Origin of the sequence: Rhodococcus sp. D-6 (genome assembly GCF_040256695.1) — a bacterium.
Taxonomy (GTDB): Bacteria; Actinomycetota; Actinomycetes; order Mycobacteriales; family Mycobacteriaceae; genus Rhodococcus; species Rhodococcus pyridinivorans.
In genome coordinates this window covers 3030001-3051708 of record NZ_CP132970.1, presented here as the reverse complement: position 1 = coordinate 3051708, position 21708 = coordinate 3030001, and the positions used below count along the sequence as shown (strand labels likewise).

At 69.2% G+C, this 21708-nt stretch carries 23 protein-coding genes and 1 pseudogene; 20 read left to right on the top strand and 4 right to left on the bottom strand.

From position 1 onward, the window contains the following. Positions 1-32: 32 nt before the first annotated feature. A pseudogene (locus RBB84_RS14190) lies at positions 33-347 on the bottom strand (FAD-dependent oxidoreductase); the annotation flags it as partial. 193 nt (positions 348-540) lie between these two features. Here RBB84_RS14190 and RBB84_RS14185 point away from each other — a divergent pair. The 3 genes from RBB84_RS14185 (at position 541) to RBB84_RS14175 (ending at position 3421) form a co-directional block, all read left to right on the top strand. Next, on the top strand, positions 541-1287 hold the full coding sequence (locus RBB84_RS14185) for a phosphoglyceromutase (protein ID WP_019291191.1): 747 nt from the start codon (positions 541-543) through the stop codon (positions 1285-1287). A 201-nt stretch (positions 1288-1488) separates the two neighbouring features. After that, positions 1489-2670, top strand: coding sequence for an ATP-binding protein (locus tag RBB84_RS14180; RefSeq protein WP_052039928.1), 1182 nt, complete (start codon positions 1489-1491; stop codon positions 2668-2670). Between the two features lie 61 nt (positions 2671-2731). Next, complete coding sequence (locus RBB84_RS14175; protein WP_006552355.1) at positions 2732-3421, top strand: response regulator transcription factor; 690 nt, start codon at positions 2732-2734, stop codon at positions 3419-3421. Here RBB84_RS14175 and RBB84_RS14170 read toward each other — a convergent pair. Next, a complete protein-coding gene (locus RBB84_RS14170) occupies positions 3403-4233 on the bottom strand; it encodes a hypothetical protein (RefSeq protein WP_024101732.1) in 831 nt (276 codons plus the stop codon). The two genes, RBB84_RS14175 and RBB84_RS14170, sit on opposite strands and share 19 nt — an antisense overlap. A gap of 45 nt (positions 4234-4278) precedes the next feature. On the opposite strand from RBB84_RS14170, the gene RBB84_RS14165 reads away from it, so the two are divergent. Genes RBB84_RS14165 through RBB84_RS14155 form a run of 3 tightly spaced genes read left to right on the top strand, consistent with a single transcriptional unit; the run spans position 4279 to position 7467 of the window. Continuing rightward, a complete protein-coding gene (locus RBB84_RS14165) occupies positions 4279-5232 on the top strand; it encodes a Ppx/GppA phosphatase family protein (protein ID WP_082920950.1) in 954 nt (317 codons plus the stop codon). Continuing rightward, positions 5229-6509, top strand: a complete 1281-nt coding sequence (locus tag RBB84_RS14160; RefSeq protein WP_033096118.1) for a hypothetical protein — start codon at positions 5229-5231, stop codon at positions 6507-6509. The genes RBB84_RS14165 and RBB84_RS14160 overlap by 4 nt, the downstream gene beginning before the upstream one ends. A 4-nt stretch (positions 6510-6513) precedes the next feature. Next, entirely contained in the window at positions 6514-7467 is a 954-nt protein-coding gene (locus tag RBB84_RS14155; RefSeq protein WP_033096117.1) for a sugar phosphate isomerase/epimerase, read from the top strand. On the opposite strand, the gene RBB84_RS14150 is transcribed toward RBB84_RS14155, so the two are convergent. Continuing rightward, positions 7426-7842: a hypothetical protein gene (locus tag RBB84_RS14150; RefSeq protein WP_019291196.1), complete on the bottom strand. Its 417-nt coding sequence runs from the start codon at positions 7840-7842 to the stop codon at positions 7426-7428. The two genes, RBB84_RS14155 and RBB84_RS14150, sit on opposite strands and share 42 nt — an antisense overlap. Positions 7843-7936: 94 nt before the next feature. On the opposite strand from RBB84_RS14150, the gene RBB84_RS14145 reads away from it, so the two are divergent. The 7 genes from RBB84_RS14145 to RBB84_RS14115 all read left to right on the top strand — a co-directional run bounded on the left by RBB84_RS14145 (position 7937) and on the right by RBB84_RS14115 (position 13443). After that, positions 7937-8602 carry a MerR family transcriptional regulator gene (locus RBB84_RS14145; RefSeq protein ID WP_019291197.1) on the top strand — a complete coding sequence of 222 codons (666 nt, stop codon included), beginning with the start codon at positions 7937-7939 and terminating at the stop codon, positions 8600-8602. Continuing rightward, the gene (locus RBB84_RS14140; RefSeq protein WP_033096116.1) at positions 8599-9456 is read left to right on the top strand and encodes a thioesterase family protein; all 858 of its coding nucleotides are present in this window, start codon (positions 8599-8601) and stop codon (positions 9454-9456) included. The genes RBB84_RS14145 and RBB84_RS14140 overlap by 4 nt, the downstream gene beginning before the upstream one ends. A 77-nt stretch (positions 9457-9533) precedes the next feature. Next, entirely contained in the window at positions 9534-10394 is an 861-nt protein-coding gene (gene proC / locus RBB84_RS14135; RefSeq protein WP_024101725.1) for a pyrroline-5-carboxylate reductase, read from the top strand. Between the two features lie 213 nt (positions 10395-10607). Then, positions 10608-10844: a helix-turn-helix domain-containing protein gene (locus RBB84_RS14130; RefSeq protein WP_006552345.1), complete on the top strand. Its 237-nt coding sequence runs from the start codon at positions 10608-10610 to the stop codon at positions 10842-10844. A 260-nt stretch (positions 10845-11104) separates the two neighbouring features. Next, on the top strand, positions 11105-11206 hold the full coding sequence (locus RBB84_RS14125; protein WP_003402602.1) for an AURKAIP1/COX24 domain-containing protein: 102 nt from the start codon (positions 11105-11107) through the stop codon (positions 11204-11206). A gap of 225 nt (positions 11207-11431) precedes the next feature. Next, a complete protein-coding gene (locus RBB84_RS14120) occupies positions 11432-12463 on the top strand; it encodes an NAD-dependent epimerase/dehydratase family protein (RefSeq protein WP_033096115.1) in 1032 nt (343 codons plus the stop codon). Further along, the gene (locus RBB84_RS14115) at positions 12460-13443 is read left to right on the top strand and encodes a lysophospholipid acyltransferase family protein (protein ID WP_006552343.1); all 984 of its coding nucleotides are present in this window, start codon (positions 12460-12462) and stop codon (positions 13441-13443) included. The genes RBB84_RS14120 and RBB84_RS14115 overlap by 4 nt, the downstream gene beginning before the upstream one ends. A 39-nt stretch (positions 13444-13482) precedes the next feature. Here RBB84_RS14115 and RBB84_RS14110 read toward each other — a convergent pair whose 3' ends face one another. After that, entirely contained in the window at positions 13483-14439 is a 957-nt protein-coding gene (locus tag RBB84_RS14110) for an HAD-IB family hydrolase (protein WP_019291200.1), read from the bottom strand. A 242-nt stretch (positions 14440-14681) separates the two neighbouring features. On the opposite strand from RBB84_RS14110, the gene RBB84_RS14105 reads away from it, so the two are divergent. From RBB84_RS14105 to RBB84_RS14075, 7 genes are all read left to right on the top strand, one after another. Continuing rightward, positions 14682-14972, top strand: a complete 291-nt coding sequence (locus RBB84_RS14105) for a glutaredoxin family protein (RefSeq protein ID WP_006552340.1) — start codon at positions 14682-14684, stop codon at positions 14970-14972. 159 nt (positions 14973-15131) lie between these two features. Continuing rightward, positions 15132-16001, top strand: coding sequence for a redox-sensing transcriptional repressor Rex (locus RBB84_RS14100; RefSeq protein ID WP_019291201.1), 870 nt, complete (start codon positions 15132-15134; stop codon positions 15999-16001). Continuing rightward, positions 15998-17419: a glutamyl-tRNA reductase gene (locus RBB84_RS14095; RefSeq protein WP_024101721.1), complete on the top strand. Its 1422-nt coding sequence runs from the start codon at positions 15998-16000 to the stop codon at positions 17417-17419. The genes RBB84_RS14100 and RBB84_RS14095 overlap by 4 nt, the downstream gene beginning before the upstream one ends. Next, on the top strand, positions 17416-18426 hold the full coding sequence (hemC, locus tag RBB84_RS14090) for a hydroxymethylbilane synthase (protein WP_006552338.1): 1011 nt from the start codon (positions 17416-17418) through the stop codon (positions 18424-18426). The genes RBB84_RS14095 and hemC overlap by 4 nt, the downstream gene beginning before the upstream one ends. A 63-nt stretch (positions 18427-18489) precedes the next feature. After that, a complete protein-coding gene (locus tag RBB84_RS14085) occupies positions 18490-20055 on the top strand; it encodes a bifunctional uroporphyrinogen-III C-methyltransferase/uroporphyrinogen-III synthase (protein ID WP_033096113.1) in 1566 nt (521 codons plus the stop codon). An 86-nt stretch (positions 20056-20141) separates the two neighbouring features. Continuing rightward, entirely contained in the window at positions 20142-21119 is a 978-nt protein-coding gene (gene hemB, locus RBB84_RS14080; protein WP_006552336.1) for a porphobilinogen synthase, read from the top strand. After that, positions 21116-21649 carry a hypothetical protein gene (locus RBB84_RS14075; protein WP_024101717.1) on the top strand — a complete coding sequence of 178 codons (534 nt, stop codon included), beginning with the start codon at positions 21116-21118 and terminating at the stop codon, positions 21647-21649. The genes hemB and RBB84_RS14075 overlap by 4 nt, the downstream gene beginning before the upstream one ends. Positions 21650-21708 lie beyond the last annotated feature (59 nt).

Here is a 21708-nt window from a genome sequence, read left to right as displayed (position 1 = left end):
GTGTGCCTCGGGCCGGTTCGCGAGCGACCCCGCGGGATGTGCTGGTTGAAGCCAGGGAAGAAGCGGAAGCCGTGTTCACCGGGCAGATCGAGGCGGCCGCCTGCCGCGGTGCCGGGGGAGGGGATGCTGCGCGCCTTGCCGCCGAGCGCGGTCGGCTCGAAGACGGTGACCTCGAAGCCGCGTTCGATCAACTCGTGCGCGGCGGCCGGTCCGGCCATCCCGCCGCCGAGGATCGCGACCCGGCGTCCGCCGGAGTGCACCGCCGGTGCGCGGCGGCTCGGCTGTGCGCCCGCCGTGACAGGCAGGGCTGCGGCCCCGAGCGCGCCGAGGGCGGTGCGGCGGGACATGCGTCCGTCGGGCTGCGGACCCCGGTGTGGCTGCGGACCCCGGTGTGACATCGAATCCCGTGTGTGTCGGTGATGACGAACTGTGGTGCGCGGCGCCGACTCCCGCGTTCCTGGCAACGTACATTGTCAGATATGGCCCACGATCGGGGGCGCCCGTGGCGGAATCCCCATCCGTGCATGTCAGGATTGGGTCATGACTATCGGAACACTTGTTCTGCTCCGCCACGGCGAGAGCGAATGGAATGCGATGAACCTGTTCACCGGCTGGGTGGACGTGCATCTGACCGACAAGGGGATCGCCGAGGGCAAGCGGGCCGGTGCCCTCCTCGCCGAGCACAATGTGCTTCCCGACGTCTCCTACACCTCCCTGCTGCGCCGCGCGATCAGCACCGCCAACTTCGCGCTCGACGCCGCCGACCGGCACTGGATCCCCGTCATCCGCGACTGGCGTCTCAACGAACGCCACTACGGCGCGCTCCAGGGCAAGAACAAGTCCGAGATCAAGGACGAGTTCGGCGAGGAGCAGTTCATGCTGTGGCGTCGCAGCTACGACACCCCGCCGCCGCCGATCGAGCCGGGTTCGAAGTACAGCCAGGACGCCGACCCGCGCTACGCCGACGTCGACGAGGTTCCCCTCACGGAGTGCCTGAAGGACGTCGTCGCCCGTTTGATCCCGTACTGGGAGTCGACGATCTCCCAGGACCTGCTCGCGGGCAAGACCGTGCTCGTCACCGCGCACGGCAACTCGTTGCGCGCGCTCGTCAAGCACCTCGACGGGATCTCCGACGACGACATCGCGGGCCTGAACATTCCGACGGGCATCCCGCTGCGCTACGACCTCGACGAGAACCTGCGCCCGCTGAACCCGGGTGGCACCTATCTCGACCCCGAGGCCGCAGCTGCCGGTGCGGCGGCGGTCGCGAACCAGGGCGCCAAGTAGCAGCCTCACGGAAGCGAGATCCGACCCCGTTGCCGTTCGGTGACGGGGTCGGTTCGTTCGTGCAGGTCCGTCGCAGAGTGGTCCGTTCTGGGCGAACAAAGGGTGAACAACACTCCAACATCCGAAAAATGGGGTGTGACGTGCGGGAAATGCCGTCGACCCGCTGTCCGGTGGGGTACCGGTGTCATTACGATTCGAAGTGTGAGTGTTACGCAGGCCGTGTTGCTGGCCGTGGTCGCAGCGGTCCTCGGCGGGATCGTCACCGTCGCCGCCGGGAGGCTGGTGCAGCGCCGGGCCCACGGTAGCGACCAAGCCGACCTCACGATGTTCGACGTGCTCGACCGGGTCGTGCACGGGGCGTCGACCGGTATCGCGGTGGTCGACAAGTTCCACGACGTCGTCCTGTCGAACCCGCGCGCCGAGGAACTCGGCCTCGTCCGCAACCGGCAGATCGACGACCGGGCCTGGGCGGCCGCCTGCCAGGTGCTCGAGAAGAGGAAGCCGATCGAACTCGACCTGGGCGCGAAGGCATTGTTCGGCCGCGAGCCCGTCGCGGTGCGCTGCACCGTCCGGCTGCTGCTCGACCAGGACCCGCGCTTCGTCGTGCTCTACGCCTTCGACGACTCCGAGCACGTCCGCATGGAGGCCACCCGGCGCGATTTCGTGGCCAACATCAGCCACGAACTGAAGACCCCCGTCGGCGCGATGGCGTTGCTCGCGGAGGCGCTGCTCGAATCCGTCGACGATCCCGAGACCGTCCGCCACTTCGGCGAACGGGTCCAACGCGAGGCGACGCGCCTCGGCAACATGGTGACCGAACTGATCGCCCTCTCGAAGCTCCAGGGTGCCGAGAAACTGCCCGATCTCGAGGTCGTAGACGTCGACGACGTCGTCGACGAGGCTCTCGACCGCACGCGCCTGACCGCCGAGAACGCCTCGATCACCATCAGCACCGACCGGCCGAGCGGTCTCGAGATCCTCGGCGACCGAACGCTGCTCGTCAGCGCCCTCACCAACCTCATCGAGAACGCGATCGCCTACTCCCCGGCCGGCTCACCGGTGACCATCAGCAGGTCGCTGCGCGACGGCAAGGTCGCTATGGCCGTCACCGACCGGGGGATCGGTATCGCCAAGGAGGACCAGGAGCGGGTCTTCGAGCGCTTCTTCCGCGTCGACAAGGCCCGGTCGCGGGCCACCGGAGGCACCGGCCTCGGGCTGGCCATCGTCAAGCACGTCGCTGCGAACCATCACGGCGAGATCACCCTGTGGAGCAAGCCCGGTACCGGCTCCACCTTCACCCTCCTCGTCCCGGCCCACGTCGAGGACGCCGAGGACGACGAGAACCACACCGCCGACCGCACCGAGAAGGTGGTCGGATCGTGACGCAGACCCCACCCGGGTTCCCGGGCGGACGGATATCGAGAAACAGACGGAGGACCAGCTCGTGACGCGTGTGCTGATCGTCGAGGACGAGGAATCGTTGGCGGATCCGCTCGCCTTCCTGCTGCGGAAGGAGGGGTTCGAGACGACCATCGCCGGCGACGGCCCCTCGGCCCTCGCCGAGTTCGACCGGGAGGGCGCCGACATCGTCCTGCTCGACCTGATGCTCCCCGGGATGAGCGGCACCGACGTGTGCAAGCAGTTGCGGACCCGCTCGGGTGTGCCGGTCATCATGGTCACCGCTCGCGACAGTGAGATCGACAAGGTCGTCGGGCTCGAACTCGGCGCCGACGACTACGTCACCAAGCCGTACTCGGCGCGTGAACTCATCGCCCGGATCCGTGCGGTCCTGCGGCGCGGGGCCGACACCGAGAGCGAGGTAGCGGCGGACGACGGACTGCTCGAGGCCGGACCCGTGCGGATGGACGTCGACCGTCACGTCGTGCACGTCAACGGTGAGCCGGTTGCCATGCCGCTCAAGGAATTCGACCTGCTCGAATATCTCCTGCGGAACTCCGGGCGGGTGCTCACCCGCGGACAGCTCATCGACCGGGTGTGGGGCGCCGACTACGTCGGCGACACCAAGACCCTCGACGTCCACGTCAAGCGTCTGCGCTCGAAGATCGAGGAGGATCCGGCCAAGCCGCGTCACCTCGTGACGGTGCGCGGTCTGGGTTACAAGCTCGAGGCCTGATCGGAGCCGGCATCGGAGCCCGCCTGTGCTGCCGACGTCGCGGGATGGATCGCGATCAGACCCAGTCCCTGGCGTCGCCGGCACAGGCGCGCGAGCTCGTCGTAGGCCGCCGCACCGAGGAGTTCGGTGAGCTCGGGGGCGTACGACTGCCAGACCGGACGCTCGCCGACGTGCGCGTCGGGAGAGCCCGAGCAGTACCAGTCGAGGTCGTGTCCACCCTCACCCCAGCCGCGTCGGTCGTACTCGGTGATGACCGTGCGCAGGATCTCGGTGCCGTCGGGACGCTCGACCCAGTCCTGGGTGCGGCGGATCGGGAGCTGCCAGCACACGTCCGGCTTCATCTCGAGCGGTTCGATGCCGCGTCGCAACGCCATGGTGTGGAGGGCACAGCCCTGGCCGCCCTCGAATCCGGGACGGTTCAGGAAGATGCACGCACCCTTGTAGCGGCGGGTGCGCAGGGCGGGCTCGTCGTCGATCTCGTCCTCTTCGAGGTAGCCCTTCTTGCCCAGGCCCTTGTCCATGAACTGCCAATCGGCCGGCGTGAGGTGTTTCACTGCCTTCGCCAGCTTCTGGCGATCGTCGTCGTCGGACAGGAACGCACCGTGCGAGCAGCACCCGTCGTCGGGTCGCTCGGCGATGATGCCCTGGCACGCCGGAGTGCCGAACACGCAGGTCCACCGCGAGAGCAGCCATGTCATGTCTGCGGCGATGACGTGTTCGTCGTTGTCGGGGTCGGTGAACTCCACCCATTCCCGAGGAAAGTCGAGAGGGACTTCCGGGGCCGGGTCGAGTTTGTGTGGGGCATGGGACATACCTGCTGTCACAGGTTCCGACGGTAGACCCAGTACCGTATTGATGTGCGCTTAGGGGTACTCGACGTCGGAAGCAACACCGTTCACCTGTTGGTGGTGGACGCCCATCGTGGTGGGCACCCCACGCCGATGAGTTCGACGAAGGCGACGCTGCGGCTGTCCGAGAACATGGACGACAACGGCGACATCACCTCCAACGGCGCCGATCAGCTCGTCGAGACCGCCGCCGAATTCGCCAGCATCGCCCGCACCTCGGGATGCGGCGAGCTCATGGCGTTCGCGACGTCCGCGGTGCGCGACGCCGGCAACTCCGAGGCCGTCCTCGAGCGGGTGCGCCGGGAGGCCGGGGTGTCGCTGGACGTGCTCTCCGGCGAGGACGAGGCGCGGCTGACCTTCCTCGCGGTGCGCCGCTGGTACGGCTGGAGCGCCGGAAACATCCTCGACCTCGACATCGGCGGTGGTTCGCTCGAGCTCACCTTCGGTGGCGACGAGGACCCCGAGATCGCCTACTCGCTCCAGCTCGGTGCGGGACGGCTCACCCGCGACTGGTTCCGTGAGGACCCGCCCGGCAAGCGCCGGATCTCGGCGCTGCGCGACTGGCTCGACGCCGAACTCGCCGAGCCGGCGAAGGCCATACGCAACGCGGGCGACCCCGACCTGTGTGTGGGCACCTCCAAGACCTTCCGGACCCTCGCCCGCCTGACCGGCGCGGCCCCCTCGTCCGCCGGCCTGCGGGTACAACGGACCCTGACGGCCAGCGGACTGCGCCAGCTCATCGCCTTCATCTCCCGGATGACCACGGCCGACCGCGCAGAACTCGAAGGCGTCAGCTCGGACCGGTCCGAGCAACTCGTCGCCGGCGCCCTCGTCGCGGAGGCGAGCATGCGTGCCCTCGGAGTGGAGACGCTGCAGATCTGCCCGTGGGCGTTGCGCGAAGGCCTGATTCTTCGGAAGCTCGATACGGATATGGGTGGCGAACTGGTGGTGGCAACCGGATGAGCGAGAATCGCAGCAACGACACGGGGCAGATCTCCGTGGCCGAGCTGTTGGCGCGTAACGGCCAGAAGGTGGGAACACGGGCCGGGGGACGACGCCGACGAGGTGCGAGCGGCGGCATCTCCGTCGCCGAACTGACGGGCGAGATCCCGATCACCCGCGCAGACAGCAAGGTCGAGCGGCACACCCCGACCGATGCGGAAAGCGCTGCCGGGCAGGCGGATTCGTCGTCCTCGACGGCTGCTGTCGAGGCGGATACCCCGCCGAAGGCCGTCCCGGCGCCACGCAAGGTCGAGACCCCGAAGCTAGAGACGCCGAAGGCGGCGACCTTCGCGCTGTCCGACATCGAGAAGACCACCGTGACCCCGCGGGTTGCCGTCGAGACGAAGACGCCGCCGGTGAAGACCGGAACGAGCACGCCTGCCGTCACGAAGACGCCGCCTGCCGCGAAAACACCACCCACTGCGAAGGCGCCGTCCGGCCCGGCGGCGAAGGTGCCTGCAGCCGCGGATGCAGTGTCGAAGACGGACACGGTGTCGAAGACGGACACGGTGTCGAAGACGGCCGCATCGACGAAGGCAGCGTCCAAGGCGGCGCCGCCCAAGATCGAGTCGCCGACCGAGGTCATCCGTCCCGAGGCGCTTCCCCGGCGCGCGCGGGCGCATCTCGGAGCGGCAGCGCCCGGCTCGCAGTCCGGTGAAGGAGCAGCGGTCGCCGACAAGAAGGCGGACAAGAAGTCCGAGAAGGCGAGCGCCCCGGCGGTGTCGGTGCGCAAGGCCGACGTCGCCGAACCGCGACTACTGTCCGGCCCCGCCAGCGACCTGCAGGGCACCGGTGCCGACGCCGACGACTCGACCGACACCATCGGTGCTGCGGGTGCCGCGCCCGACGCTTCGGAGGGAGTGGCATCGTCGCGGTCGCGGAAGTCCCGCGGCAAGGGTGGGAAGTCGACGTCCGACGCCGCCGACGACTCGGCACGGAAGAGTGCGGACGACGAGTCCACCGACGCGGAGCAGGGCAGTGGCCTCAAGCAATGGGCGTTGCTGATCGGCGAGAGCGTCGCCGCGATCGTCGCGGGCGGATTGCTCTTCAAGGGCTTCGAGCGGTTGTGGGACCTCATGCCGTGGGTCGCCTTCGCGCTCGCGCTGCTGGTGATCGTGGGCCTGGTCGCGCTGGTGCGTGTCCTGCGGCGCACCGACGACATCACGAGTCAGCTCATCGCGCTCGCGGTGGGAGCATTCGTGGCCTTCGGGCCGCTGTTGTTCCTGCTGCCCGGGTGAGCCGATGCCGACCGCGCAGGGAATCCGGGTAGGGCTGTCCTCCGCTTCGGTCTACCCGGAGAACACCGAAGCGGCGTTCCGCTTCGCGGCCGATCTCGGTTTCGACGGGGTCGAGCTGATGGTGTGGGCCGAACCGGTGAGCCAGGACCCCACCTCGGTGGAGCGTCTGGTCCGCGAGTACGGCGTGCCGGTGCTCGCCGTGCACGTGCCCTGTCTGCTGATCTCGCAGCGCGTGTGGGGATCCGATCCCGCCGCCAAGCTCGACCGTTCGGTGCGTGTCGCCGAGATCCTCGGTGCGGAGACCGTCGTGGTCCATCCGCCCTTCCGGTGGCAGCGTCGCTATGCGGAGGGATTCTCCGACCAGGTCGCGGCGCTCGAGGCCGACAGCCACGTGGTGCTCGCGGTCGAGAACATGTACCCGATGAGGGCCGACGTCGTCTTCGGCGGTCGTGATCGCGGCGCCGAACGTCTGCGCCGGCGCGGTCCCGGCCGCGCGGTCTCGGCCTACAGCCCGTCGCTCGACCCCACCGACACCGGTTTCGCGCACTACACGCTCGACCTGTCGCACACCGCGACTGCGGGGGCCGACGCCCTCGCGCTCGCGGATCGGATGGGGGAGGGGCTCGCCCACCTCCATCTCGCCGACGGCCGGGGCTCCTCGCTCGACGAACACCTCGTCCCGGGAACGGGCACGCAGCCGTGTGCGGACGTGTGCCGCCGGCTCGCCGCGAGCGACTTCGGCGGGCACGTGGTGCTCGAGATCAGCACCCAGAGCGCACGGACGCGTGCGGAGCGCGCCGGGATGCTGGCGCGTTCGCTGGCCTTCGCGCGCACGCACCTGGATCGCTCGGCGACGCGCGCGATCACCGCCGGCCCCGAGAGTCCCCGGCACACGGACATCGCGCGCGTCCCCGCCTCAGAGGGCAGCGATTCCGGCGGCGAGCACGGCGACGCCTGAGATCAGCACGCCCGCGGTGAGGGAGACGGCGCCGAGCCGGACCGCCGCGAACATCCGGCCGGGCCGCGTCGGATCGGGCCCGAGCACCGACAGGAAGAAGCCTGCCGGGATCAGGATCGCGGCGACGAGCACGGCGATGGCGCCGGCCGCCGACCAACCGGGTGATGCGCCCACGACGTGCGTGAGAACGGCGATGAGCAGCCCGAGGGTGACGAGTACTCCAGCGTGGGCGTGACCGGCACGGAAGAACGTCTTCTGCAGGTCGTTGGTGGGTACGCCGCCCGCGGCGACGCGTAGCAGGAAGGTGCCTCCGAAGGCGATGCCTGCGACGGTGAGCACGGTGCTCCCGAGAACGATGGTCACGAGCGGATGCATGAGGGCCTCCTCGGCCGGTACTCCGTGACCGGATACTACAACTATCCAATACTGGATAGTTGTAGTATCCGGTGTCGAGGAGCGGAGGTGATCGGTGCGTATCTCGGAACTCGCCGAGCGTTGCGGCATACCGCTGCCGACGGTGAAGTACTACCTGCGCGAGGGGCTGCTCATGCCGGGCGTGGCGACGAGCGTCACCTCGGCGACCTACGACGACCGGCACGTGCGGCGCATGGGTCTGGTCCGGTCACTCGCCGCGCAGGGTCTGCCCCTCGAGAAGATCAAGACCGTCGTGGATCTCGTCGACAATCCCCGCGACGACCTCTTCGTCGAACTCGGCCACGCCATCGCCGCGCTGCCACCCTACGTCGAGGACTCGGCCGGTCCCGGCTATCCCCGCGCCCGCCACCTGCTCGAACGCCTCGGCCAGATCTACGACCCACGGTTCGCGGCCGTGGCGCAACTCGAACACGCGCTCGCGGCACTTGAAGCCGCCGGCCTGCGGATGGACGACCGCCGGATCGACGCCTACGGCCGTCACGTCCGCGCCATCGCCGAACTCGACCTCGAACTGCTGCCGACGCACTCCCGGGAAGCCACCGTGGAAGCGGCCGTGCTCGGGACCGCCCTGTACGAACCGGTCCTCACGGCCATGCGCCGGTTGGCCCACCAGCATCTCGCCGCCCGCATGTTCGGGTCCGGTGGACCCCCCACGACCGGCGCCGATCCGGCCCCGAACGACGACCAGGAGCAGCAGTGACCCTCACCGACCAGCCCTTCCTCGACCTGACCTCGGTCACCCGGGTGCCGGGAGAGCACCCGGATGGCACGGCGGCCTGGCAGGCGCACATCGATCCGGTGTGGACCATCGGGCCCAAGGTGCACGGCGGATGCATGCTCGCGGTCTGCGCGTCCGCGGCGCGCAGGTCGGTGCTCGACGCCGGCGTCGACCCGCTCACCCAGCCCCTCGCCGTGAGTGCCTCGTTCGTCGCCGCGCCCGACCCCGGCGACGTCGAACTCACCACCGTCCTACGCAAGCAGGGCAAGCAGATCGCCCTTGTGGACGTCGAACTGTCCCAGGCCGGGCGTGTGGCGGTGCGGGCGAGTGTCACCCTCGGCACGCCGGATACCGAGGAGCCCTTCCACACGGTGCCGCACCGCGCGACCACCATGCCCGCCGACCCGCCGGCCGAGTCGGTGCTCGTCACCCCCGAGCACCCCATGGGGCAGATCGTGAAGTTCGCCGCCACCTCCCACCTCCGGATCGACTCCGCCACCGCGCGTTTCCTCGACGGGCAGCAGGGCGAACCGCTCGTGTCGATGTGGACGCGGCCGTCGCCGGGCGACGAGGCCGACGTCGACACCTCGGTGCTGTTCGCGCTCATGTGCGGCGACGTGTCGGCTCCCGTCGCGATGAACCTCGGCCGTTTCGGCTGGGCGCCGACGGTGCAACTCACCGCCTATCTGCGGCGGGTCCCGGCTCCGGGATGGCTGCGGGTCATCGCCGAGAGCAGCGTGCTCGGCAGCACCTGGTTCGAGGAGGACCACACCGTCGTCGACTCGACCGGCCGGGTGGTCGTGCAATCGCGTCAGCTGGCCATGATGCCGCGCTGATACGCCCGAACGCGGTAGGTCCCGACAGGCGGTGACCGTGGTGTAGGCCGCACGGACGGTCGTGGCAGGCTGTCCCCATGACGAGAATCGCAGTGATCGGTGGCGGCAGGATCGGCGAGGCGCTGATCTCGGGTCTGCTGAAGAACGGCTTCGCGACCAAGGATCTCGTGGTCGCCGAGAAGTTCGAGGAGCGGCGTGAGGAACTGTCCCGGGCCTACTCGATCCGGGTCACCGACAGCACCTCCGACGCCGCGGAAGGCGCCGACGTGGTGGTCGTGGCCGTCAAGCCCAACGACGTGGACGTCGTCGTCACCGCCCTCGCGGCGGTCGACGCCGGGAACGACGACGAGCAGATCCTGGTGTCGCTTGCCGCGGGCATCCCGACGGTCCGCTACGAGACCAAGCTCCCGGCCGGCTTCCCCGTCGTGCGCGTGATGCCGAACACCCCGATGCTCGTCGGGGAGGGCGCGAGCGTGCTGTCCGCCGGTCGGTACGTCAAGCAGCAGCATCTCGACACGGTCCGCGAGATCCTCGCGAGCGTGGGAACGGTCTCGGTGGTCCCGGAGGCGCAGATCGACGCGGTCACCGCGGTTTCCGGATCCGGGCCCGCATATTTCTTTCTCGTCGCGGAGGCGATGATCGACGCCGGTGTCTCGCTCGGCCTGACGCGGGCGGTGGCCACCGATCTGGTGGTGCAGACGATGACCGGCTCGGCCGCGATGCTCACGCGCTCGGGGGACAACGCTGCCGACCTGCGCGCCGCGGTCACCTCGCCGGGTGGCACCACGGCGGCCGCGATCCGCGAACTCGAGCGTGGAGGCCTGCGTACGGCCTTCTACGAGGCGCTCGACGCTGCGAAGCGCCGTTCCGCGCAACTCGGGGCGGCATCGGATCAGCCGTCGCCTGCGGCCCGCGAGGGGCTCTCCGGGACGGCCTGACAGGGCATCCACCCGAGGCACTGACAGGTGTCACTGCGGAACGCTGACAGACGTCACCGTAGGGCGTAGCGTGGCGACGAACAGCCGCCCGCCGGAAATTCCCCAGCTGCATCGTCGCACAGGAACCATTCGTCACGCTAAGCTCGAATCAGCACGTGCGTGTCTGTTCCGCCGGAGGGGAAGCCGGCGGCGCGGGCGTGCCGGAGGTGTGTAATGGTTTCAGGAAACACGCCGTCGAAGGGTCAACCTCAAGACGGACAGTCGGTTCTCGCCGGTACCCAGTTCCTGACGGTTGCCGAAGTGGCAGCTCTCATGCGGGTGTCGAAGATGACCGTGTACAGGCTGGTGCACAGTGGCGAACTACCCGCAGTGCGTGTGGGACGCTCGTTCCGCGTGCATGCGAAGGCCGTCCACGACTACCTCGAGACGTCGTACTTCGACGTCGGATAGAGGTCGGACAGGGACGATCGGCGCATCGTCGGGGACGACGGTACGACGAACGGATCCGGTGCGCGAGGGAAGTCGCGTTCCGGGACGGACCTCGGTTTCACGCCGGGTGGGCCGCCCCGGTAGGATTGCTTGTCGTCGTACCGGCCAGCCGGTGTCGTGAGGCGCTGTTACTCGTCGCCACGAGGCCCAGCGTCGACATACATCAGGCGTACGTCACCGGCGTGCGCAGGAACGCTACAAGGAACGTGAGGGATGCCCACATGGGATCTGTGATCAAGAAGCGCCGTAAGCGCATGTCGAAGAAGAAGCACCGCAAGCTGCTCCGCCGCACCCGAGTGCAGCGTCGTAAACTCGGCAAGTAAGCCCTGCGCCTATCCGATGCCCGTCACCTTCCATGGTGGCGGGCATCGTTCGTCTGTGCATCCCGGTACACGAAAGTTCACCCACGAGTCGTGCGATGGCGGCGAAGTGGCCGTATTGTGGGACGGCATACCGCGTCGGGGCGAATGTGACCGATGACGCGTGCGGTGCAGCAGGGGGTTTCACGAGTGGTTTCGCAGGGGCACGAAGTGGCACGTCCACGAGTCGTGCTGGTCACCGGAGCAAGTCGGTTCCTGGGTGGTTTCCTCGTCACCAGGCTCGCCCAGAATCCCGACATCGAGCGGGTGATCGGCGTCGACACCCAGTCGCCGTCGAAGGACATGCTCCGGCGCATGGGGCGGGCCGAGTTCGTGCTCGCCGACATCCGCAACCCACTCATCGGCAAGATCATCCGCAACATGGACGTCGACACCGTCGTCCACGCGTCCGCCGTCACGAAGGCCCCGAAGTCCGGGAGCCGCACGGCGATGAAGGACATGAACGTCCTCGGCGCGATGCAGCTGTTCGCGGTGTGCCAGAAAGCACCCTCGGTGCGCAGGATCGTGCTGCGCTCGTCGTCCGTCCTCTACGGATCGAGTGCCAAGGACCCCGCGAAGTTCACCGAGGAGATGAGCGCCCGCCGCCGGCCCACGGGCGCCTTCGCCCGCGACATGATAGAGGTCGAGGGATATCTGCGCGGCGTCGCCCGGCGGCGCAGCGACATCGCGACCACCATCCTCCGGTTCGCACCCACCGTCGGGAACCGGCTGCCCGGCTCGGTGTCGAGCTATCTCACCTCCCCGCTCGTCCCCAACGTGCTCGGCCGCGACGCGCGACTACAGTTGCTGCACGAGGAGGACGCACTCGGTGCGCTCGAACACGCGGTCGTCGCCGGACCGTCAGGGACGTACAACATCGCCGGTGAGGGGATCGTCACGATGACCCAGGCCGTGCGCCGGGCCGGTGGCGTCACCGTGCCGATGCCCTACGCGCTGTTCCGCACGGTCGGGCACGCACTCATGGGTTCCGTGATGAACTCCTTCACCAAAGAAGAACTCGACTATTTCCATTTCGGATGCGGACTCGACACCACGCGCATGCGCAACGCGTTCGGATTCGAACCACGCTGGACCACGAGAGAAGCGCTCGACGATTTCGCCCGGGGCCTCGCCCTCACCCGCATCGTGAAGACCGAATGGGTGGACAAGGCCGAGTCGATGGCGCTCTCCGTGCTCGGAGAGACGAGGGAGACGCGATGACGGAGGTCGCGAAGGTCATCCCGTTGCACGCCGGCAACCGCCGTCCCGGCGAACGGGTCACACGCACACCCCATCCGTCGATGGGGCCACCGCCCACCCCCGAGCAGGTGAACCGCACCGATCGATTCCTCGACGACCTGCGCGGCACGCTCGCACAACAGGTCACCGCCACCGCCGAGTTCGTGCGCCGCCGGATGACCGGCGACTACGAAGTCGACGACTTCGGCTTCGACCCGCACTTCACCGAGAACGTCGTCCTGCCGGTGCTGCGACCCCTGTTCGACAAGTGGTTCCGCGTCGAGGTCCGCGGCGTCGAGAACATCCCCGCCGAGGGCAGCGCACTCGTCGTCGCCAACCACGCCGGCACGCTCCCCGTCGACGCACTGATGACCTCCGTCGCCGTGCACGACCACGCGGATCGTCACCTGCGGATGCTCGCCGCCGATCTCGCCTTCGGTATGCCCGTGGTGGGGACGGTGACGCGCAAGGCCGGCCACACCCTCGCGTGCCATCCCGACGCCGAACGACTCCTCCGGCAGGACCAGGTGGTCGCGGTCTTCCCCGAGGGGTACAAGGGACTCGGCAAGCCGTTCAAGGAGCGTTACAAACTGCAGCGGTTCGGCCGCGGCGGTTTCGTGTCGGCGGCCCTGCGCACCCAGGCGCCCATCGTGCCGTGCTCGATAGTCGGCTCCGAGGAGATCTACCCGAACATCGCCGACCTCACCTCGCTCGCGCGCCTGCTCGGCCTGCCCTACTTCCCGATCACCCCGCTGTTCCCGGCGCTCGGCCCGCTCGGGATCGTGCCGCTGCCGTCGAAGTGGTACATCGAGTTCGGCACACCCATCGTCACCGACGTGTACGACGAGGCCTCGGCGGAGGATCCGATGGTGTTGTTCGAGGTCACCGACCACGTGCGCGAGACGATCCAGCAGACCCTCTACAAACTGCTCACGCGCCGGCGGAACGTCTTCCTCGGCTGAGCACCTCGAAAATCAAGCCGCTCGGTCGCGGCTGTACTGTCAGGCCGCTCGATCGCGGCGGCGACCCACGAGGACCGCGACAGCACCACCCGCGGCACCGAGACCGAGCGCCGTCGGCACCCCGACCCTCGCGGCCTTGCGCGCCGTCCGGAAGTCGCGGATCTCCCACCCGCGTGTGCGAGCGACCTGCCGTAGATCCGGATCGGGATTGATCGCGACGGCCGTGCCGACCACCGAGAGCATCGGCACGTCGTTGTGGCTGTCCGAATAAGCCGTGCAGCGCTTGAGATTCAGACCCTCACGGATCGCGAGGGCCCGCACCGCGTGCGCCTTGCCGAGACCGTGCAGGATGTCGCCGACGAGACGGCCCGTGAAGACGCCGTCCTTCGACTCGGCGACGGTGCCGAGCGCACCGGTCAGGCCGAGGCGTTCGGCGATGACGTCGGCCAGTTCGACCGGCGTCGCGGTCACGAGCCACACCTGCTGGCCCGCGTCCAGGTGCATCTGCGCGAGCGCGCGGGTGCCCGGCCAGATCTTGTCGGCGATGATGTCGTCGTAGATCTCCTCGCCGAGCCGGCGCAGTTCCTCCGTGGAGCGGCCCTGCACGAACGACAGCGCCTTGTCGCGACCGGACGCGACGTCGTTCATGTTCTCCTTGCCCGTCAGGCGGAACTTGACCTGCTGCCAGGCGAACTCGAACAGGTCGGACTTGTCGAAGTAGTTCCGGGCGACGAGGCCGCGGGCGAAGTGGATGATCGACGCGCCCTGCACCATCGTGTTGTCGACGTCGAAGAACGCCGCCGCGGTCAGATCGCGCGGGACGGGAGCGGTATCGGGGGAGGGCTCGGGTTCGACGCGGGATTCCTGCAACGCGAGGGCGGCATCGGCGCTCGCCTCACCTGCGAGATTGGCGCGGACCTCTTCCTCGCTGGGTCCGAATTTGCGAGAGAAGAGCCGACGTCCGGGACGGATGATGCTCGCCCACGTCTCACCCATGCCCCATCCGTAGGGAAACGAACGTCCTGGCACTCGCACCTCCGGTGTCGTAACGGGCGGGGCTGTCGAAACGGGCGGGCCCCGTGTGACCCCTGCACTTCCGGGCGCCGCACATATGGCGACCGCATGCACGGGCGACCCGCGCCAAGCCTAGCCCGCGACACCGCCCCTCACCGGGAGGCCGTCGCCCCCGTGACGGGGTGTGACGTTCATCTCGACAGGTCGTGCCGCACAGTGGAGGCATGAGTGAGCAATCGTCATCGGCAACGAGCGGCTCCGCGAGCCGTCATCACCTGACCCTTCTCGTGCGCGCCGGGTGCGGTGCGTGCGGTCCTGCGCGCGAGCAGCTCGAGGCGCTCGCGGAGGAACTCGGCGTCGAGGTCACCTGCATCGACGTGGATGTCGCTGCCGCAACCGATCCCGATCTGAGGGCCGAATTCGGGGACCGTCTGCCCGTCGTTCTGCTCGACGGACGCGAGCACAGCTACTGGGAGGTCGACGAGCCGCGACTGCGCGCAGATCTCGCTCGGTGAGTCGGCAGGTCCTCGTCGTACAGCAGGTGGGAAGCACATTCGGGGTGCTTCGAGCAACTTTGTGCATGGCTTCACAAGCGGTTACCGTGGTGTGAACGAATTCCCGGATCACCGTGAGGCCAGGTGTGTATCCACCGGCCGGACGAGGAGCCACGTACCGTGACGCAGTTGCACCCACCGCAGGGCGAGGACGCTCGCGGCACCGCCGAGTCCGGCGAGGGTGCCACTCCCACTCCTCCGGTCCGCGATATCCCACAGGCTACTGTGACGCGTCTCGCGACCTACCTCCGGGTCCTCGGTGCGTTCGCCGAAGCGGGCACTCTCATCGTCTCCAGTGAGGAACTCGCGGCCGCCGCCGGGGTCGGTTCGGCCAAACTGCGCAAGGATCTGTCCTTCCTCGGACCCAACGGAGTGCGCGGCGTCGGCTACGACGTCCTGCGCCTCCAGTCCCGCATCGAAGCAGCTCTCGGACTCGACCGGGGCCATCGCGTCGTGCTCGTCGGAGTTGGCAGCCTCGGCCGCGCCCTCGCCCGGTATCCGGGCTTCGACCGCCGCGGTTTCACGATGGCCGGACTCTTCGATTCCGATCCCGACGTGGTGGGCACACGTGTGGGCGATCTCGTCGTGCGTCACGTCGACGATCTCGAGAACGGAGCCCATGAACTCGGCGCGACCATCGGTGTCGTCGCCACCCCCGACGAGGCAGCACAGCAGGTGTGCGATCGGCTCGTGCTCGCAGGAGTGCGCAGCATCCTGAGCTTCGCTCCCGTCGAACTCGATGTCCCCGACCACGTCGAGATCCGACGCGTCGATCTGTCCGTCGAGATGCAGGTCCTGTCCTTCAACAGCACCCGCAACGGGGAGACCCCCCGGGCCGCGACCGCTGACGTTCGTCCTGCTGCCGGCGACGTACGCCCCGCCGGCATACCGCGGGTGTCCACCCGAAGCTCTGCTCGGCGTACCACAACAGGAAAGGCGGGTCCGATGGGCTCGGCCGCGACCAGAAACGGATCGGTGATCGCACCGTGAGTGTTCTCCTCGTCGGGATATCGCATAGGAGCGCACCGGTCCCGGTGCTCGAGAAGGTGGCGGTCACGGACACCGACCGCCCCAAGCTCACCGACAAGATGCTGGCGTCGGACAAGATCTCCGAAGCGATGATCGTCTCCACCTGCAACCGGGTGGAGATCTACGCGGTGGTCGACGCCTTCCACGGCGCGCTCGCCGCGGTCAGCGAACTGCTCGCCGAGCACTCGGGTCTGCCCGTCACCGAACTGCACAAGCACGCCTACGTCCGCTACAGCGAGGCCGCTGCCGAACACCTGTTCTCCGTCGCCAGCGGGCTCGACTCGATGGTCGTGGGGGAGCAGCAGATCCTCGGCCAGATCCGCACCGCCTACGCCGCCGCCGACGCTCAGCAGGCCGCCGGCCGCACCCTGCACGAACTCGCCCAGCAGGCGCTGCGCGTCGGCAAGCGGGTGCACTCGGAGACCGGCATCGACGCCGCCGGTGCATCCGTCGTGTCGGTCGCGCTCGACAAGGCCTCGAACTTCCTCGGAGGCGCCCTGAAGGGCCGCACCGCCGCGGTGATCGGTGCCGGCGCCATGGGTGGTCTCGCCGTCGCGCATCTCGTCCGGGCCGAGGTCGGCTCGATCGTCGTCGCCAACCGCACCCGCGACCGTGCCGAGCGACTCGCCGAGACCGCACAGGCCGCCGGTGTCGACGCCGAGGTCGTCGGATTCGACGATCTCGCGACCGCACTGAGCCGCGCCGACGTCGCCGTCACCTGCACCGGAGCCGTGGGCGCCGTCGTCACGCTCGCCGACGCGCACCGCGCACTCGCGCAGCCCGGCCGCGGCGAACGCCCCCTCGCGATCTGCGATCTCGGTCTGCCGCGCGACGTCGACACCGCCGTGGCCGGTCTTCCCGGTGTGCAGGTCTTCGACATGGAGTCGCTGCAGCGCGACCCGTCGGCCGGCGCCGCCGCGACCGACGCGGAGGCCGCCCGCACGATCGTCGCCGCCGAGCTGTCGCAGTACCTCACCGCGCAGCGACTCGCCGAGGTCACCCCCACCGTGACGGCACTGCGTCAGCGCGCCGCCGAAGTGGTCGAGGGCGAACTGATGCGCCTCGAATCGCGACTGCCCGATCTCGACGACGGCCAGCGCGGCGAGGTCGCCCGCACCGTGCGCCGGGTCGTCGACAAGCTCCTCCACGCACCGACGGTGCGCGTCAAGCAGCTCGCGTCGACGCCGGGAGGCGACCAGTACGCCGAGGCCCTGCGCGAGCTGTTCGAGCTGCGCCCGGGCTCGGTCGAGGCGGTCGCGACACCCACCAAAGATCTGAACTCGCTGACCGATCCCACCCTCTCGGGGGATCTGTCCGCCGCACTCGACCCCGCTGTCACCACCGAACTCCAGGCCTCACGAAAGGACGGCACCGCATGAGCACCGAAGCCGCATCGGTTTCCCGCGACGATGTTGCTCGGCAGGATCGTCCCCTGCGGATCGGTACCCGCGGCAGCGTGCTCGCCACGACCCAGGCCGGTACCGTGCGCGACGCACTGATTGCCGCCGGTCGCCCGGCAGAGCTCGTCATCATCACCACCAAGGGCGATGTGACGCCCGGCCCGGTGCAGCGCATCGGCGTCGGCGTGTTCACCGCCGAGCTGCGCGAGGCGCTGCTCGCAGGTGAGGTCGACGTCGCCGTGCACTCCTACAAGGACCTGCCGACCTTCCAGGATCCGCGCCTCGTCGTCGCGGCCGTCCCCGAGCGGGAGGACCCGCGCGACGCGCTCGTCGCCCGTGACGGACTCGTCCTCGGCGAGCTGCCGCCCGGCTCCAAGGTCGGTACCTCGGCGCCGCGCCGGCGGGCACAACTCGCTGCGCTCGGCCTGGGACTGCAGATCGAACCGCTGCGCGGCAACATCGACACCCGCATCGGCAAGGTCGACTCCGGCGAACTCGACGCGATCGTCATCGCGCGTGCCGGACTGTCGCGGATCGGACGCCTGGACCGGGTCACCGAGTCCCTCGAACCGGTGCAGATGCTGCCCGCGCCGTCGCAGGGTGCGCTCGCCGTGGAGTGCCGGTCGGACGATCCCGAGATGATCGAGCTGCTCGCCGGACTCGACCATGCGCCGAGCCGCGCCGCAGTCGTTGCGGAGCGCTCGCTGCTCGCCGAACTCGAAGCCGGATGCACCGCACCGGTGGGGGCGATCGCCGAGGTCGTCGAATCGCTCGACGACGACGGCCGGGTGATCGAGGAACTGTCGGTGCGCGGATGCGCCGCCGCCATGGACGGATCGGATGTGCTGCGAGCGAGCGCGGTGGGGGCGCCGGAGAAGGCCGAGGAACTCGGTCGCCGTGTCGCCCGCGAACTGCTCGACCTCGGTGCGCGCGAGCTCATGGTCGAGCACGGGGTCCTCCCCGAGACGAGACCTGCCGATGATTGACACAGCCGTCACCGTCACCCGATTTGCCCTTACCGCTGATTTGACCGCACTGGAGAATGACCGATGAGCCGAGTCCGTAAGCACAACCCCGGGCGCATCCTGTTCGTGGGATCGGGCCCGGGCGATCCTGCGCTGCTCACCGTGCGCGCGCGTGACGTGCTGGCGGGCGCCACGATCGCCTTCACCGACCCCGATGTCGACAAGGGTGTCGTGGCCCTCGTCGGTGTCGACCACGGCACCGACCCGGAGACCGGTGAGCCCGTCGCCGAGGTCCGTCCCGCGCTCGGCGAGCCCGCCGAGGTCGCCAAGACGCTCGTCGCCGAGGCGAAGGCCGGTCGCGACGTGGTGCGCCTCGTCGCGGGCGACCCGCTCACCACCGACTCGGTGATCGCCGAGGTCAACGCGGTCGCCCGCACCCAGGTGGTCTTCGAAGTCCTGCCGGGCCTGCCCGCCGGATCGTCCGTGCCGAGCTACGCCGGTATGGCGCTCGGCTCGTGCCACACCGAGGTCGACGTGCGCGGAGAGGTCGACTGGGCCGCGCTCGCCGCCGCCCCCGGCCCCCTCGTCCTCCATGCGACCTCCGGCCACCTCGCCGAGACCGCCAGCGCGCTGGTCGAACACGGCCTGGCGCCGCAGACCCCCGCCGCGATCACGGTGCGCGGCACCACCCGTCAGCAGCGCACCGTCGAGGCCACCCTCGCGACCCTGAACGACGCGGGTTCCGAGCTCGTCGGACCGCTCGTCGTCACCGTCGGCAAGGTCGTCTCGCACCGCAACAAGATGTCGTGGTGGGAGTCGCGCGCCCTGTACGGCTGGACCGTGCTCGTGCCCCGCACCAAGGATCAGGCCGGCGAGATGAGCGAGCGGCTCGTCACGCACGGCGCGATCCCGATGGAGGTGCCGACCATCGCGGTCGAGCCGCCGCGCAGTCCCGCGCAGATGGAACGCGCGGTCAAGGGCCTGGTCGACGGTCGCTACCAGTGGGTGGTGTTCACTTCCACCAACGCGGTGCGTGCGGTGTGGGAGAAGTTCGAGGCGTTCGGTCTCGACGCGCGCGCGTTCTCCGGCGTCAAGATCGCGTGCGTCGGTGAGGCCACCGCTGCGAAGGTGCGCTCGGTCGGCATCATCCCCGAGCTCGTGCCCAGCGGCGAACAGTCCAGCCTCGGCCTGCTGGCCGAGTTCGCCCCGTACGACGACGTCTTCGATCCGGTCAACCGGGTGCTGCTGCCGCGCGCCGACATCGCCACCGAGACCCTCGCCGAGGGTCTGCGCGAGCGCGGCTGGGAGATCGACGACGTCACCGCCTACCGCACCGTGCGTGCCGCTCCGCCGCCGGCCGCGACCCGCGAGATGATCAAGACCGGTGGTTTCGACGCGGTGTGCTTCACCTCGTCGTCGACGGTCCGCAATCTCGTGGGTATCGCCGGCAAGCCGCACGCCCGCACGATCGTCGCGTGTATCGGCCCGAAGACGGCCGAGACGGCGATCGAGTTCGGCCTGCGGGTGGACGTGCAGCCCGAGACCGCGCAGATCGGGCCCCTGGTCGACGCGCTCGCCGAGCACGCGGCCCGGCTCCGCGCGGAAGGCGCACTGCCTCCGCCGCGGAAGAAGTCCCGCGCCCGCCGCTGATCTCTGGTGATCCGATGATCCGTGCGCGGTCCCGGTAGTCGCCACTACCGGGGCCGCGCACGACCCGTATGGAAGGTGTTCTCCCCATGTTTCCCGACATCCGTCCCCGCCGGCTGCGCAGCACACCCGCCATCCGACGGCTCGTGGCAGAAACCTCCCTCGAACCCCGCCACCTCGTGCTCCCGATGTTCGTGGCCGACGGCCTCGACGAGCCGCGCGAGATCGCGTCGATGCCCGGGGTGTACCAGCACACCGCCGATTCGCTGCGCAAGGCCGCGGCCGCGGCCGTGTCCGCCGGTGTCGGCGGCCTGATGCTCTTCGGTGTGCCCAGCCCCGAGGACAAGGACGCCCGTGGTTCCGCGGCGAGCGATCCCGGCGGTGTGCTCAACCGCGCGCTGCGGTCGCTGCGCAGCGAACTCGGCGACTCCACGGTGATCATGGCCGACACCTGCCTCGACGAGTTCACCGATCACGGCCACTGCGGTGTGCTCACCGACACCGGCGTCGTCGACAACGACGCGACCCTCGAGCGTTACGCCGAGATGGCCGTCGCGCAGGCCGAGGCCGGGGCGCACCTGCTCGGCCCGAGCGGCATGATGGACGGCCAGATCGGTTTCATCCGGTCCGCGCTGGACGAGGCCGGGCACACCGAGGTCGGTCAGCTCGCCTACTCCGCGAAATACGCCTCGGCGTTCTACGGTCCCTTCCGCGACGCCGTCGGCTCGTCCCTCGAGGGAGATCGCCGCACCTACCAGCAGGATCCGGCGAACCGTCGCGAGTCGCTGCACGAGGTGGACCTCGACCTCGCCGAGGGCGCCGACATGGTGATGGTCAAGCCGGCGATGTCGTACCTCGACGTGCTGCGCGAGGTGGCCGACCGCTCGCCCGTCCCGGTGGCCGCCTACCAGATCTCGGGGGAGTACTCGATGATCACCGCGGCCGCGCAGAAGGGCTGGATCGATCGCGATGCGGCGATCCTCGAATCGCTGGTCGGCATCCGGCGGGCCGGTGCGGACGTCGTCCTCACCTACTGGGCCGCCGAGGTCGCGGGTCGTCTGTCATGAGCTTCCCCGCACCTCCTGTCGGGCCCGGCCCCGCGGCGAATCGTCCCGTTCCCGGAGACGTCACGACGGCCCACCAATTGTGGTGCGGGGTACTCGCTCTCGCCGTCGTGAGTTTGGCGGCAAGTCTCGCCGATCTGCTGAGTCGACGCGAGGAACTGCTCGACCTCATGACCACGATGGCCGCCGAGCAGGCCATCGAGGGCGTCACCACGGAGCAGCTCGAGTCGGCGGTCCCGCTGCTGGTCGCGCTGACCGCAGGCATCGGCCTGGTGATCGTCGGACTGCTCTATCTGGTAGTCAGGCAGCTGTTGAAGGCCAAGAACTGGGCCCGGATGCTGCTGACCCTGCTCGGGGTGTTCATGTCGCTGTCGACCCTGCCCACCGTCTTCGGTGTGGGCGTCGGGGAGGGCGGCGCGGGCTGGATACTCGGTGTGGTGGGCATTCTGCAAGCCGTCGCGACCGTCGGAGCGATCGTGCTGATGCACCGGCGGGATGCCAACCGCTTCTTCCTGCGACTGCCGGAAGAATAGACGTACCACTCGGTTTCGTCCGGCGCGACCGAAGAGTACGGTGGGCTCACCATGTGGGC